This is a genomic window from Bacillus cereus group sp. MG9 (assembly GCF_040459995.1).
Classification (GTDB): Bacteria; Bacillota; Bacilli; order Bacillales; family Bacillaceae_G; genus Bacillus_A; species Bacillus_A mycoides.
In genome coordinates, this window is the sequence record NZ_JARVHC010000001.1 from 1,660,608 (window position 1) to 1,674,577 (window position 13,970).

Below are 13,970 nucleotides of genomic sequence, written 5' to 3' on the forward strand. Positions count from 1 at the left end.
GAAACGAGGCAATAATCATGAAATCTGTTACATTAGACAAATTAGATCGTCCTTTAAAGGATTTACGTATTTCTGTTACTGATCGCTGTAATTTTCGCTGTCGATATTGTATGCCAGAAGAAATATTTGGTCGTGATTATTCTTTTTTGTCTAATGATAAAATTTTATCTTTTGATGAAATTGAAAGGATTACACGTATTTTCGTTTCTTTAGGTGTAAGAAAGTTACGTATTACAGGAGGAGAGCCTTTACTTCGAAAAGACTTACCTGAACTCATACAGCGGTTAAACGAAATTGATGGAGTAGAGGATATTGGTTTAACGACAAATGGATCATTACTTAAAAAGTTTGCTCCAGATTTATATAAGGCGGGTTTATCTCGTGTAACAGTTAGTTTAGACTCGTTAAATGAAGAACGATTCTCTTATTTAAATGGGAATAGAAGTAAAGTAAAAACGGTTCTTGCGGGAATACAGGCTGCAGCGGAAGCCGGAATGAAAATTAAAATGAACATGGTTGTCCAAAAAGGGAAAAATGAAGAAGACATCGTTCAGATGGCAGAGTACTTTAAAGAGAATAAGCATATCCTTCGGTTCATTGAATATATGGATGTCGGAAATTTTAACGGCTGGGAATTAGGTGAAGTAGTTTCTAAGCAGGAAATAGTAGAGATGATTCATAAAGTGATGCCGCTTGAACATATTGAAGCGAACTATCCTGGTGAAGTTGCAACACGTTATCGTTATGTTGGTAGCGAAGAAGAAATAGGAATTATTTCATCTGTAACGGATTCGTTCTGCTCATCATGTACAAGAGCGCGTATTTCTGCAGAAGGAAAATTGTATACATGTTTGTTTGCTTCTAAAGGAAACGATCTTAAAGAATTACTTCGCTTTGGATATACGGATGAGGAGATTACTAATGTTATTCGTGACATTTGGAATAATCGTTCAGACCGTTATTCAGACGAACGGTTAAGCAATACGAATAAAAAAGCAATGCCGAAAATTGAAATGTCGCATATCGGTGGCTGAGAAGCTACTAAGAATGTAGATTCTCTTTGTTAACGTAAATAGTGGGAAATGTGCAAGTTTTGTACACTTTCTATGAGTATAGTAAAAATGATGATTGATATTTCTGTAAGAGATATGCAGAGAGATTAAGCAGCATTCAAAAATCCTTACGATGGTAAGGGTTTTTGGTGCTGCTTTTTTTAGATGAGAAAAATGGAGGAATTGGTTATGGCATTTCATAAACCGGAACAAATTGCTGCGCTTGTGATTGAATCCGGTGTTCAAAAGGTGAGGCAACCGCTATCAGCGATGCTTATTCTTGGTTTTTTAGGAGGAGCATTCATTTCATTAGGATTTTTACTTAATATTCGTGTTCTAGGTAATGTATCGGAGCAGTGGGGAAGTTTAGTCAATTTTATAGGAGGAGCGGTTTTTCCTATTGGACTTATGCTCGTTGTTTTAGCAGGAGGAGAATTAATTACGGGAAATATGATGTCGATGGCCATGGCACTGTATGCACGGAAAATTTCATTGAAACATGTGTTAAACAATTGGGCGTGGATCACTTTAACGAACTTCGCAGGTGCACTTTTCGTAGCGTATTGTTTCGGTCACCTTGGCGGGTTAACTGAAGGTGCGTATTTAAATAAGACGATAGCGATAGCTCAAGATAAATTACATGAATCTTTCGGAAGAACATTAATTTTAGCGATTGGCTGTAACTGGCTCGTTTGCCTTGCAATTTGGTTAGCGTATGGAACGAACGATTTAATCGGAAAGATTGTTGGGATTTGGATTCCGATTATGGCGTTTGTCGTAATTGGGTTTCAGCAATTAGTAGCAAATATGTTTGTCATTTCAGCAGTTATTTTTGCTGGTCACCTTACGTGGATGGATCTTGCGAAAAACTTTGTGCCAGTCTTTATCGGAAATGTAATTGGAGGAGCTGGATTTGTTGGATTCGCTTATTTTTCTTGTTATCAGAAACAAAGTGCTACCGAAGAAGATGTATTGAAAAAATAACAGTATTTGAAGCTGATTTTTACATGAAAGGAAGGTTACCTCATGATAGAGCGGTATTCACGACAACAGTTGTTCACTCCTATTGGAAAAGAAGGGCAAGAGAAAATTAGAAATAAGCATGTATTAATAGTAGGGGCAGGTGCATTAGGAAGTGCCAGTGCAGAGGCGTTTGTACGTGCAGGTATCGGGAAATTAACGATTATTGATCGCGATTACGTAGAATGGAGCAATTTACAGCGGCAACAACTTTACGCTGAACAAGATGCGATAGAAAAGTTGCCAAAAGCAATCGCAGCGCAGAATCGTCTCAAACAAATTAATTCAGACGTGCAAATTCAAGCTCTTGTAATGGATGCAAGAGTAGATAATATGGAAGCTTTACTAGGTGGTGTCGATGTCATTATTGATGCAACAGATAATTTCGATATTCGGTTCGTGATTAATGATACATCACAAAAACACAATATTCCTTGGATTTACGGTTCTTGTGTCGGAAGTTATGGCATGAGCTATACAATTATTCCGAAGAAAACACCGTGCTTACATTGCGTGTTGAAAAGTGTTCCTGTCACAGGGGCGACGTGTGACACAGTTGGAATTATTAGCCCAGCTGTTCAAATCGTTGCAGCGTACCAAGTGGCAGAAGCTTTCAAAATTTTAGTAGAAGATTACGCAGCAATTAGAAAAACTTTTTTAATGTTTGATATATGGAGTAATCAATATCATTCTATCAAACTAGGGAAAATCAAAACGGAAGACTGTCCTTCGTGCGGAACAAATAGAACTTATCCTTATTTATCATACGAAAATCAAACGAAGACAGCTGTTTTATGCGGAAGAAATACAGTTCAAATTAGACCGGCGCATAATAGTTATTACAACTTTGGCGAGTTAGAAAAAGTATTAAAGAACCACGGAAAAGTTGATCGGAATCCGTATTTGCTCTCTTGCCAATTAGAAGAGTATCGCATCGTCATTTTTCAAGATGGGCGTGTATTTATTCACGGAACAAATGAAATTCAAAAAGCAAAACAACTTTACTATCGGTTATTAGGGTAATAGAAAGGGATTGGTAATGATGGAAAGAAGAGTGGCAATTACAGTTGAAGAGGCTGTTCGTAAAGTGATGGAATTTGCTAATTATGGTGTAAAAGAACTAGTACCACTGGAATTAGCATACGGACGTACATTAGCAGACGATTTAGTAGCTGATCACGATGTGCCTTCTTTCGACCGCTCACCATATGATGGATTTGCTATTAGGGCAGAAGATACTTTACGAGCAAGTCGTGAGAATCCGATCGTATTTGAAGTCATCGGTGAAATTGGAGCAGGTTCCGTATTTCCTAAAGAAGTAGGAGCGTTTCAAGCAGTTCGAATTATGACAGGGGCACAAATTCCGAAAGGATGTAACGCGGTCGTCATGCTAGAACTGACTCGTCATCGTCAATATGAGAATATCGGAAAAAGCTATATGGAAGTGAGACGCTCATTTAAAGAAGGAAACAATATATCCTTTCAAGGTGAAGATGCACGTAAAGGAACCGTTCTCGCAAAAAGGGGTTGTTACATTAATCCAGGTATTTCTGCTGTGCTTGCTACATTCGGTTATAGCGAAGTGCCAGTAGCGAAAAAGCCTGTTATTGGACTATTAGCGACTGGGAGTGAACTTCTCGATGTAAATGCAGAACTACAACCTGGGAAAATTCGAAATAGTAATACGTATATGATATCGTCTCAAATTCGAAGAGCAGGTGGAAGAGTAAAATACTTTGGGAAGTTTAGTGACGATTTTAATACGTGCTACGAGGCAGTGAAAAAAGCGTTAAGCGAAGTGGATATGTTAATTACAACTGGTGGTGTTTCGGTAGGTGACTATGACTATTTACCAGCTATATATGAAAAATTAGGCGCATCAGTTCTTTTTAATAAATTAGCCATGCGGCCGGGGAGCGTCACGACTGTAGCGCAATTAAACGGGAAATTATTATTTGGATTATCAGGAAATCCTTCTGCTTGTTACGTAGGCTTTGAATTATTCGTAAAACCTAGCATTCGTATGTATATGTTTAGCGAAACACCACATGTAAAACGAGAAAAAGCAATGCTCGGAGAAGACTTTCTAAAACCAAATCCATTTACAAGATTTGTACGAGCGAAGCTTCAGTATAACGAAGGACAACTAATCGCTTATCCATCAGGATTTGATAAATCTAGTTCCGTTTCTTCATTAGCAGAATCAAACATTTTTATTGTACTACCGGGCGGTACGAGAGGATATAAGAAAGGGATGTTTGTAGACGTTCTTTTATTAGAAGATAACGAAGGTAGTGAATGGCCTTGGACATTCCGTAAAGTAGGGAGAGGTTTTGATGGGACAAGCACGATTTGAAATTGTCGATAATCCGATTGTAGTTGAAGAAGTAACGAATAAAGTAGCGAGACGAGAAGCTGGAGCAATTACAACTTTTATAGGAACGGTTAGAGAATTAACGAAAGGAAAACGAACGTTACATCTTGAGTATGAAGCATATAAACCGATGGCGGTAAAAAAGCTTACTGCAATTGGAGAAGAAATTAAGAAAAAGTGGCCGGATGCGAAAATAGCAATCACGCACCGAGTAGGAAGATTAGAAATAATGGATATCGCAGTTGTTATTGCAGTATCGTCACCACATCGTAAAGTAGCGTACGAAGCGAATGAATACGCAATTGAACGTATAAAGAGAATTGTCCCGATTTGGAAAAAAGAATTTTGGGAAGATGGAACGGAGTGGATAGGAGATCAGCTCGAAAATACTCCGTATCCAGAAGGAAAACCAAAGAAAGAAGAATGAGAGAATGATTACAATTTTACTGTTCGCAAATTTACGAGAAGAAGTCGGCTCAGAGAGATTAGTAATAATAGAAAAACGAGAGATGAACGTTCATCAATTGAAAAAATGGCTGAAAGAAAACTATCAATTACAGACGCTAGATAAAGTTATGGTGGCGATTAATGAAGAATTTGTAACGTACGAAGATATTGTAAGAGCTGGAGATACTATCGCGTTTATCCCGCCTGTAAGTGGAGGTTAATTCTTTCTATTTGAATATCGCACAAGGAGGATCATTATGATTGAATTTTCGCATTGGAATGAAGAGGGAAGAGCTAAAATGGTTGATATTTCTCAAAAGGACATTTCAACACGCACAGCTGTTGCGCAAAGTACAATTTCTTTATCAAATGAATTATTTGAGGCAATTCAAAGTGGAGGAATGAAAAAAGGCGATCCGCTTCAGGTAGCGCAAGTTGCTGGAATAATCGGTGCTAAAAAAACAGCCGATATTATTCCGATGTGTCACCCGATATTAATACAAGGGACAGACTTTACGTTCCATTATGAAAAGACAATTGATGGGTATGAGTTGATTATACGAGCGACAGTAAAATGCAGTGGGAAAACAGGTGTGGAAATGGAAGCACTAACAGCCGTATTGATTGCCGCTCTTACTTTTTACGATATGTGTAAAGCTGTTGATAAAACGATGGTTATGAAAGAAACGTATTTAGTGCAAAAAACGGGTGGGAAAAGCGGAGCCTTTTTTCATCCCGTAAAATAATTACAATGGAAGGAATGTGTATGATGATTACTCACGAACAAATTATGAACGCTTTAAGCCATGTAGAAGATCCAGAGTTACACAAAAGTATTGTGGAATTAAACATGGTAAGAAATATACAAATTGATGGTACAGAAGTTGGGCTAGAAGTAGTTTTAACAATTCTAGGTTGTCCGTTGAAAGCGAAAATTCAAAAAGATATTGAAGATTCCCTTCGAAACATTGGAGCGTCGAAAGTTTCCTTAACATTCGGTTTTATGACACCAGAAGAACGCGCGGCATTAACAGCGTCTTTAAAGAAAGAAGCTAGAACAGAAACAGGTATGCCTAGTATGCTCCGACCTGATTCAGGTGTACGCTTTATTACTATAACGAGCGGAAAAGGTGGAGTCGGAAAATCAACTGTGACGATTAACCTTGCTACTGCTTTAGCACGTATGGGCAAAAAGGTTGGGATTTTAGATGCAGATATATACGGATTCAGTATTCCAGCTATGATGGAAACGAATGAAAAGCCAACAATGATCGATCAAACCGCAATTCCAGTCTTTAGTCACGGTGTTAAAATTATGTCGATGGGATTCTTTACAGATGGTAATAACCCAGTAATGTGGAGAGGGCCGATGTTAAACAAATGGATCCAAAACTTCCTTGCGAACACGCACTGGGGAGAACTAGACTATCTTCTTCTTGATTTACCACCTGGAACAGGAGACGTTGCGATAGATGTCGCTGCGATGATCCCACAAGCGAAGGAAATTATCGTTACAACTCCTCATAACGTAGCTTCATTTGTCGCGTCTAGAGTAGGAGTAATGGCGAAACATACGAAACACGATATTTTAGGTATCGTTGAAAATATGGCATATTATGAAGAACAAGATGGTTCAAGAAACTATCTCTTCGGAAAAGGTGGCGGCGAAATGTTAGCAGAACAACTGCAAACAGAAGTAATCGCTCAAATACCGTTTGCGAAACGTGAAGAAAATAATGGTTCATGTGTATATGACGAAGATTCGCTTGTTGGGGAGATATTTACTTCTTTAGCTGAGGATATTATTTATAATGAATAAACTAGTGTAAAAGTAAAAGGGAGATACATAAACGCTATGTATCTCCCTTTTATCTTTTTATGAATCATTCCAATAATTATGAAGGTATATTTACGATTGTAGTAACTTAGAAACCATTTGCGGTATTTGATTTGCTTGTGAAACCATACTAAGTGCAACTTCAGTTAACAATTTAAACTTAAAAAAATCGCTCATTTCCTGCGCCATATCCGCGTCTTCAATTCGAGAAGAAGCACCTGTTAGGGCCAGACTCTGATTATTTAAATTTTCAATATTAAACTGTAAACGCTTCATCATAGCCCCAAGATCAGCACGATAAAGTGATATATTTTGTAAAGCCTCTTCAATTTTACGAATCGCCACTTGTATACCACTCGCTCTCGCATGCATACGAGTCACAATAGCTACATTCGCTGGAGTATCAGAAGCAGTATTTAACTTCTTACCAGTCGCCATCTTCATGCGCTTCTCATTCTCATACAACGACTGGCTAGCATTCATACTCAAAACATTCGTACCAATACGCATAATAGACACTCCTTATAGATTGATATAGTTAGTGTTCTAAAAGTAATAAACGGCTATGGAAGGATAAAAAGACTTATGCTTATTTTATCTTTTTGTTTTAATACAAGGGACGAGGGTAAAGTAAGCCCTGACCGCTACTAAATATAGAGCTTCTATTTAAGCAAAAGAGAAGTCTTTAATCTGTTTATATAGAAAAAATAAACCTCTCTGCAAGCAGAGAGGTTTATTCATGAAACTAATTCAAATGGCTTATTGTAATAATTTAGAAACCATTTGTGGAGTTTGGTTAGCTTGAGAAAGCATGCTGATGCCTGCTTCATTCAAGATTTTAAACTTTGTCATGTTAGACATTTCTTTTGCCATGTCAGCATCTTCAATTTGAGAAGCAGAAGATGCCATATTAGTAGCTTGGCTCGTTACGTTGTTTAAGTTATGGTCTAAACGGTTTAATTGAGAACCGAAAGTTGCTCTTGCGTCAGCAATACCTTGAATAGCAGTGTCAAGAGCTGTGATTTGAGCTGGTGCAGAAGCTGCATTTAAAGCCTTATCTGGGCCTGTAGCTGTAGCTGTAGCTAAAGTTGCAGTTGTTATAGCTTTTGTATCGATAGCTGTGATTTTCATTGTATCACTTGAAGCATCAGAAAGTTGAATCGTGATATCTTTCCCACCAGCACCAGTACCACCTAAAAATGCGTTACCGTTGAAATTTGTTTTATCAGCAATATGATCAATTTCTTGTGCTAATGCTTGATACTCTTTGTCCATAGATGCGATATCTTTATCGTTGTTTGTACCGCTTGATGCTTGTGTTGCAAGGTCACGCATACGAAGTAAGATGTTTGAAACTGAACCTAATGCAGCGTCACCAGTACGTAAAGCAGACATAGCGTCTTGTGTGTTACGTGCTCCAACGTTTAAGCCGCCTTCTTTCGCACGCATACGAGTAGCGATAGCTAAGCCAGCCGCATCGTCAGCTGCACTGTTGATTGATTTACCGCTAGATAAACGGTTCATAGATGTATTCATTTTGTCTTGGTTTTGTCGCATGTACTCTTGTGTACGCATGCTGTTAATGTTTGTATTAATTCTCATGATAAGAACCCCCATTAATTTTTAATTATTTAAAAGAAAACTCTTTATATACTACAGAGAGTATATGTTCAAATGGCTTATTGTAATAATTTAGAAACCATTTGTGGTGTTTGGTTAGCTTGAGAAAGCATGCTGATGCCTGCTTCGTTTAAAATCTTGAACTTGGTCATGTTAGACATTTCTTTTGCCATATCAGCATCTTCAATTTGAGAAGCAGAAGCTGCCATATTAGTAGCTTGGCTCGTTACGTTGTTTAAGTTATGGTCTAAACGGTTTAATTGAGAACCGAAAGTTGCTCTTGCGTCAGCAATATTTTGAATAGCAGTGTCAAGAGCTGTGATTTCAGTTGCTGCAGTTGTAGCAGTTAAATTCTTAACTGCATCATCTGGATCAGGTCCAACTGCTAACTTATCAGTTGTTATAGACTTTGTTTGGATAGCTGCGATTGTCATTGTATCACTTGAAGCATCAGAAAGTTGAATCGTGATATCTTTACCCTCACCAGGATTCGTACCTTGATTTAAAAATGCGTTACCATTGAAATTTGTTTTATCAGCAATATGATTAATTTCTTGTGCTAATGCTTGATACTCTTTGTTCATAGATTTGATATCTTTATCGTTGTTAGTACCGCTTGAAGCTTGTGTTGCAAGATCACGCATACGAAGTAAGATGTTTGAAACTGAACCTAATGCAGCGTCACCAGTACGTAAAGCAGACATAGCGTCTTGTGTGTTACGTGCTCCAACGTTTAAGCCGCCTTCTTTCGCACGCATACGAGTAGCGATAGCTAAACCAGCTGCATCGTCAGCGGCACTGTTAATTGATTTACCGCTAGATAAACGGTTCATAGATGTATTCATTTTGTCTTGGTTTTGTCGCATGTACTCTTGTGTACGCATGCTGTTAATGTTTGTGTTAATTCTCATGTTAAAAACCCCCATTAGTTTTTAATTGTTTATAAGAAATCTCTCTTTTTAAATGGCTTATTGTAATAATTTAGAAACCATTTGTGGTGTTTGGTTAGCTTGAGAAAGCATGCTAATACCAGCTTCGTTCAAGATTTTAAACTTTGTCATGTTAGACATTTCTTTTGCCATATCAGCGTCTTCGATTTGTGAAGCAGAAGCTGCCATATTAGTAGCTTGGCTCGTTACGTTGTTTAAGTTATGGTCTAAACGGTTTAATTGAGAACCGAAAGTTGCTCTTGCGTCAGCAATATTTTGAATAGCATCGTCAAGTTTTGTGATTTCACTTGCTGCATTTGTAGCATCTAATTTCTTTGTTCCATCAGTTGCTGTTGCTAAAGTACCAGTTGTTAATTTCTTTGTTTCGATAGCTGCGATTGTCATTGTATCACTTGAAGCATCAGAAAGTTGAATCGTGATATCTTTACCATCAGTACCTTTATTTAAAAATGCATTACCATTGAAATTTGTTTTGTCAGCAATATGATCAATTTCTTGTGCTAATGCTTGATACTCTTTGTCCATAGATGCGATATCTTTATCGTTGTTAGTACCGCTTGAAGCTTGTGTTGCAAGATCACGCATACGAAGTAAGATGTTTGAAACTGAACCTAATGCAGCGTCACCAGTACGTAAAGCAGACATAGCGTCTTGTGTGTTACGTGCTCCAACGTTTAAGCCGCCTTCTTTCGCACGCATACGAGTAGCGATAGCTAAGCCAGCCGCATCGTCAGCTGCACTGTTGATTGATTTACCGCTAGATAAACGGTTCATAGATGTATTCATTTTGTCTTGGTTTTGTCGCATGTACTCTTGCGTACGCATGCTGTTAATGTTTGTATTAATTCTCATGATAAGAACCCCCATTTTTTTATATTGATTTTTCTGTTAATTGATAAACGTAAATATGCAAAAAAATCAATTTCGAGATTAATTGTAATCCTTGGTATATATCGTGTCAACGATTAATTGTAATTATTGAATATAAAAAAATGATAATTTTCTATTTGTTCATTTTTTTATTACAATATTATCAAAAGGATTATTGCAAACTTTTTAAAAAAACTCTAATATTAGATTATCTTTGTTTACCGAAAAGGTGATATTATGGTAGTTGGAAATATAGTAAAAGAAGTTCTTGCATATAAAAAAGGACAAATGCAGCAAAAGTTAAGTAGTCCACAGGCATTCGTTAGTAGCCGTTTTCAAGATCAATTGCAGAGTGAATCTGCGAAGGAGACGAAAGTTGCTAAAGAGCCGGCAAAAGTAGAAGATATGAGTCAGCCGGTACAATCTACGAAAATAGAAACGTTTGTTAATAAACCGGAAGAATCTATTAATAAAGTAGAGGAAGCGAGTAAGCCTGAGGAGACGGAGAAAGCTGAAACGAAGAAAGTAGATGAAGTGCAAGTCGCACAAAAAGAGTTTGAACGACGTTTCCCAGAAACGAAAAATGAGGCTGCTGATACGTGGGAATTAACGAAGAAGTATAATATTCAAAAAATACGTTCTTCCAATGAAGGTAAGTATGGGGATATTATTGATCGTGTAAGTAATACATATGGAATTCCGAAAACGTTAATTCAAAAAATGATTGAAGTAGAGTCTAATTTTAATCCAAAAACGGTGTCACATGCAGGGGCGATGGGGCTGATGCAGCTTATGCCAGCAAATGTGAAAGAGATGGGTATAAAAAATCCATTTTCACCAGCTGAAAGTATTGAAGGCGGCGTGAAAGAGTTAAGCGGTTATTTAAAGAAAAATAACGGTGATCTCGTATTGGCGCTTGCTTCTTATAATGCTGGCCCTGGTAATGTGAGAAAGTACGGAGGCGTACCGCCATTTAAAGAAACGCAAGGATATATTAAAAAAATATTAAATATCGACGTTTCAAAATAAGAAATTTCATATATAGAGAGAACATGAAATTTTCGTGAACATGATATGGGAGTTGGCTAGATTTGAAATTACAAGATGATATTCCGTTAACAATTTATTTTGAAATCGGAAATACGAAAAAGAAAATTGAAGATCTGCTTCATATTACGAAAGGTACATTGTATCGTCTTGAAAATTCAACGAAAAATACGGTGCGTCTTATGCTTGAAAATGAAGAGATTGGAACCGGAAAGATTTTGACGAAGAATGGGAAAATGTACGTTGAAATCGTTGAATTGAAAAGGTAGGGAAGGGGATTGTCATGAGTGGCGAAAAATTAAGCCAAGAGCAAATTGATGCCCTGCTGAAGGCGGTAAATGAAGGCGAGGAAATGCCAGCTTTCGCACAAGAAGCAGGGAAGCAAGATAAATTTCAAGAGTATGATTTTAATAGACCAGAGAAGTTTGGTGTTGAACATTTACGTAGTTTGCAGGCGATTGCGTCTACATTTGGAAAGCAGACGTCACAGACGTTGTCAGCTCGTATGCGTATTCCAATTGAACTAGAGCCTTCAACGGTTGAGCAAGTTCCATTTACGAGTGAGTATGTAGAGAAAATGCCGAAAGATTATTATTTATATTGCGTGATAGATCTAGGTTTACCAGAGCTTGGAGAAATTGTTATTGAGATTGATTTAGCGTTCGTCATTTATATTCATGAATGCTGGCTTGGCGGAGATAGTAAGCGTAACTTTACGATGCGTAGACCGCTAACGGCGTTTGAATTTTTAACGCTTGATAATATATTCTTGCTTCTTTGTAAAAATTTAGAGCAATCATTTGAAAGCGTTGTTGCGATTGAACCGAAGTTTGTAACGACGGAGACAGATCCGAATGCGCTGAAGATTACAACGCCAAGCGATATTATTTCATTACTGAATGTAAATATGAAAACAGAGTTTTGGAATACGACAGTTCGTATCGGTATTCCGTTCTTATCTGTTGAAGAAATTATGGATAAGTTAACGTCTGAAAATATTGTCGAACATTCTTCGGATAAGCGTAAAAAGTATACGTCTGAAGTAGAAGTGAAAGTAAATCAAGTGTACAAACCTGTTCACGTTGCGATTGGTGAGCAAAAGATGACGATTGGTGAGATTGAGAAAATTGAAGAAGGCGATATTATTCCGCTTCATACAAAGGTTTCAGACCAACTACGTGGTTATGTAGATGGAAAACATAAATTTAATTGTTTTATCGGGAAAGATGGAACGCGTAAGGCGCTCCTATTTAAAAGTTTTATAGAGTAGGAGGATCCATATGAAGCATGAAGTATCTCCTGTGTCATTAATGGGATTAGAAGAATTTGCAGGGAAGCGAAATGAAGCAGGTAAAGCGCATATTGATACCGTTTCGGATATTTCGATTGAACTTGGTGTAAAGCTTGGGAAGTCATCGATTCAGCTTGGCGATGTGAAACAATTAAAAATTGGCGATGTTCTTGAAGTAGAGAAAAATTTAGGTCATAAAGTAGATGTATATTTAAGTGATATGAAGGTCGGTATTGGTGAAGCTATAGTAATGGACGAGAAGTTTGGCATTATTATTTCTGAAATTGAAGCTGACAAGAAACACGCGGCGCTTATGAAGGCGCAAAATCAAATGCAAGATAAAGAGTAGAGGAGGAGTCATATGTCGTATATGACGACCTTATTTCAAGTCGTTTTACTGTTTGGTGCGCTCGGCTATGGTGCATATTATATGACGAAAAAGACGCGCAAACAGCAGTTTTTTAAGCAAGGTGAAAACGGACATATTCAAGTGAAAGACGGTGTTTATTTAAATCATCAAACGAGCGCCTTTTTATTTGAAGTGGACGGAAAGCAAGTGTTCACTGTTATTAGTAATAACGGTGTACAATCTGTGCAGTTAACAGGAACAGGAAATCAGTTTCAACAAGCGTTAGAAGACGCGGTGAAGAGTGAAACGAAAAAAGTAGAGGATCCATCATGAGAATAAAGAAACAGTTATCGTTATTTGCCGTTATTTTCGCATTTTCTATTATTTTTTCATTTGTTTTTGTAAATCCAGCGTATGCAGCCCCGAACGGCTTTATTAATTTCGAAAATGGAAAAGAGTTTACGAGTAATTCAAGTGTACAACTATTCGCGCTCGTTACCCTTCTATCATTATCTTCTTCTATCGTTCTTTTATTTACGCATTTTACTTATTTTATGATTGTTCTTGGGATTACTCGTCAAGGGCTTGGGGTTATGAATTTACCACCGAACCAAGTGCTTGTTGGACTCGCATTATTTTTATCGCTGTTTACAATGCAGCCAGTGCTTGGTCAATTAAAGAGTGATGTGTGGGACCCGATGACGAAAGAAAAAATAACAGTAAGTCAAGCTGCGGAGACGACAGCTCCGATTATGAAAGATTATATGTCGAAGCATACGTATAAGCATGATTTGAAAATGATGCTGAAAGTGCGTGGAGAAGAGTTGCCGAAAGATTTAAAGGATCTTTCATTGTTTACGCTTGTGCCATCCTTTACGTTAACGCAAATTCAAAAAGGTTTACTTACAGGGATGTTCATTTATTTAGCGTTTGTCTTTATTGATTTAATTATTAGTACACTTTTAATGTACCTTGGGATGATGATGGTACCGCCGATGATTTTAAGTTTACCATTTAAAATACTTGTTTTCGTATATTTAGGTGGATATACAAAAATCGTCGATATTATGTTTAAAACGGTCGCCTGAAGCGTTTGATGCTATGTGATAGGAG

The 13,970-nt window shown here is 37.4% G+C and carries 18 protein-coding genes; 14 read left to right on the top strand and 4 right to left on the bottom strand.

The features are described 5' to 3' along the window. The first annotated feature begins 17 nt into the window (after positions 1 to 17). From moaA to QCI77_RS08580, 8 genes are all read left to right on the top strand, one after another. Entirely contained in the window at positions 18 to 1,034 is a 1,017-nt protein-coding gene (gene moaA, locus QCI77_RS08545; protein ID WP_016119949.1) for a GTP 3',8-cyclase MoaA, read from the top strand. A 207-nt stretch (positions 1,035 to 1,241) separates the two neighbouring features. After that, positions 1,242 to 2,036: a formate channel gene (locus QCI77_RS08550; protein WP_353824757.1), complete on the top strand. Its 795-nt coding sequence runs from the start codon at positions 1,242 to 1,244 to the stop codon at positions 2,034 to 2,036. A 42-nt stretch (positions 2,037 to 2,078) separates the two neighbouring features. Further along, entirely contained in the window at positions 2,079 to 3,095 is a 1,017-nt protein-coding gene (locus tag QCI77_RS08555) for a molybdopterin-synthase adenylyltransferase MoeB (RefSeq protein ID WP_353824758.1), read from the top strand. Positions 3,096 to 3,114: 19 nt separating this feature from the next. Then, positions 3,115 to 4,428 carry a molybdopterin molybdotransferase MoeA gene (locus tag QCI77_RS08560; RefSeq protein ID WP_353824759.1) on the top strand — a complete coding sequence of 438 codons (1,314 nt, stop codon included), beginning with the start codon at positions 3,115 to 3,117 and terminating at the stop codon, positions 4,426 to 4,428. Further along, positions 4,409 to 4,873: a molybdenum cofactor biosynthesis protein MoaE gene (locus QCI77_RS08565; protein ID WP_016119953.1), complete on the top strand. Its 465-nt coding sequence runs from the start codon at positions 4,409 to 4,411 to the stop codon at positions 4,871 to 4,873. The genes QCI77_RS08560 and QCI77_RS08565 overlap by 20 nt, the downstream gene beginning before the upstream one ends. Before the next feature lie 4 nt (positions 4,874 to 4,877). After that, complete coding sequence (moaD, locus tag QCI77_RS08570; protein WP_353824760.1) at positions 4,878 to 5,114, top strand: molybdopterin converting factor subunit 1; 237 nt, start codon at positions 4,878 to 4,880, stop codon at positions 5,112 to 5,114. Between the two features lie 36 nt (positions 5,115 to 5,150). Next, entirely contained in the window at positions 5,151 to 5,639 is a 489-nt protein-coding gene (gene moaC, locus QCI77_RS08575; RefSeq protein WP_353824761.1) for a cyclic pyranopterin monophosphate synthase MoaC, read from the top strand. 20 nt (positions 5,640 to 5,659) lie between these two features. Beyond that, on the top strand, positions 5,660 to 6,712 hold the full coding sequence (locus QCI77_RS08580) for a P-loop NTPase (protein WP_353824763.1): 1,053 nt from the start codon (positions 5,660 to 5,662) through the stop codon (positions 6,710 to 6,712). Between the two features lie 90 nt (positions 6,713 to 6,802). Here QCI77_RS08580 and QCI77_RS08585 read toward each other — a convergent pair whose 3' ends face one another. The 4 genes from QCI77_RS08585 to QCI77_RS08600 form a co-directional block, all read right to left on the bottom strand. Beyond that, complete coding sequence (locus tag QCI77_RS08585) at positions 6,803 to 7,240, bottom strand: flagellin (protein WP_353824764.1); 438 nt, start codon at positions 7,238 to 7,240, stop codon at positions 6,803 to 6,805. Between the two features lie 249 nt (positions 7,241 to 7,489). After that, positions 7,490 to 8,332: a flagellin N-terminal helical domain-containing protein gene (locus QCI77_RS08590; protein WP_353824765.1), complete on the bottom strand. Its 843-nt coding sequence runs from the start codon at positions 8,330 to 8,332 to the stop codon at positions 7,490 to 7,492. 77 nt (positions 8,333 to 8,409) lie between these two features. Next, on the bottom strand, positions 8,410 to 9,261 hold the full coding sequence (locus QCI77_RS08595) for a flagellin N-terminal helical domain-containing protein (RefSeq protein ID WP_353824766.1): 852 nt from the start codon (positions 9,259 to 9,261) through the stop codon (positions 8,410 to 8,412). A 57-nt stretch (positions 9,262 to 9,318) separates the two neighbouring features. Then, the gene (locus tag QCI77_RS08600; protein ID WP_201051770.1) at positions 9,319 to 10,152 is read right to left on the bottom strand and encodes a flagellin N-terminal helical domain-containing protein; all 834 of its coding nucleotides are present in this window, start codon (positions 10,150 to 10,152) and stop codon (positions 9,319 to 9,321) included. 255 nt (positions 10,153 to 10,407) lie between these two features. On the opposite strand from QCI77_RS08600, the gene QCI77_RS08605 reads away from it, so the two are divergent. The 6 genes from QCI77_RS08605 (at position 10,408) to QCI77_RS08630 (ending at position 13,945) form a co-directional block, all read left to right on the top strand. Further along, on the top strand, positions 10,408 to 11,199 hold the full coding sequence (locus QCI77_RS08605) for a lytic transglycosylase domain-containing protein (RefSeq protein WP_353824767.1): 792 nt from the start codon (positions 10,408 to 10,410) through the stop codon (positions 11,197 to 11,199). A 62-nt stretch (positions 11,200 to 11,261) separates the two neighbouring features. Beyond that, positions 11,262 to 11,486, top strand: a complete 225-nt coding sequence (locus tag QCI77_RS08610) for a flagellar motor switch protein FliN (protein ID WP_000775712.1) — start codon at positions 11,262 to 11,264, stop codon at positions 11,484 to 11,486. A 14-nt stretch (positions 11,487 to 11,500) separates the two neighbouring features. Then, positions 11,501 to 12,487 carry a flagellar motor switch protein FliM gene (gene fliM / locus QCI77_RS08615; protein ID WP_002086450.1) on the top strand — a complete coding sequence of 329 codons (987 nt, stop codon included), beginning with the start codon at positions 11,501 to 11,503 and terminating at the stop codon, positions 12,485 to 12,487. A 10-nt stretch (positions 12,488 to 12,497) separates the two neighbouring features. Further along, positions 12,498 to 12,857 carry a flagellar motor switch protein FliN gene (gene fliN, locus QCI77_RS08620; RefSeq protein WP_353824768.1) on the top strand — a complete coding sequence of 120 codons (360 nt, stop codon included), beginning with the start codon at positions 12,498 to 12,500 and terminating at the stop codon, positions 12,855 to 12,857. A gap of 12 nt (positions 12,858 to 12,869) precedes the next feature. Continuing rightward, the gene (locus tag QCI77_RS08625; protein WP_000121176.1) at positions 12,870 to 13,190 is read left to right on the top strand and encodes a hypothetical protein; all 321 of its coding nucleotides are present in this window, start codon (positions 12,870 to 12,872) and stop codon (positions 13,188 to 13,190) included. After that, complete coding sequence (locus QCI77_RS08630) at positions 13,187 to 13,945, top strand: flagellar type III secretion system pore protein FliP (protein ID WP_002126633.1); 759 nt, start codon at positions 13,187 to 13,189, stop codon at positions 13,943 to 13,945. Before QCI77_RS08625 ends, QCI77_RS08630 begins: the two co-directional genes overlap by 4 nt. The last annotated feature ends 25 nt before the right edge of the window (positions 13,946 to 13,970 follow it).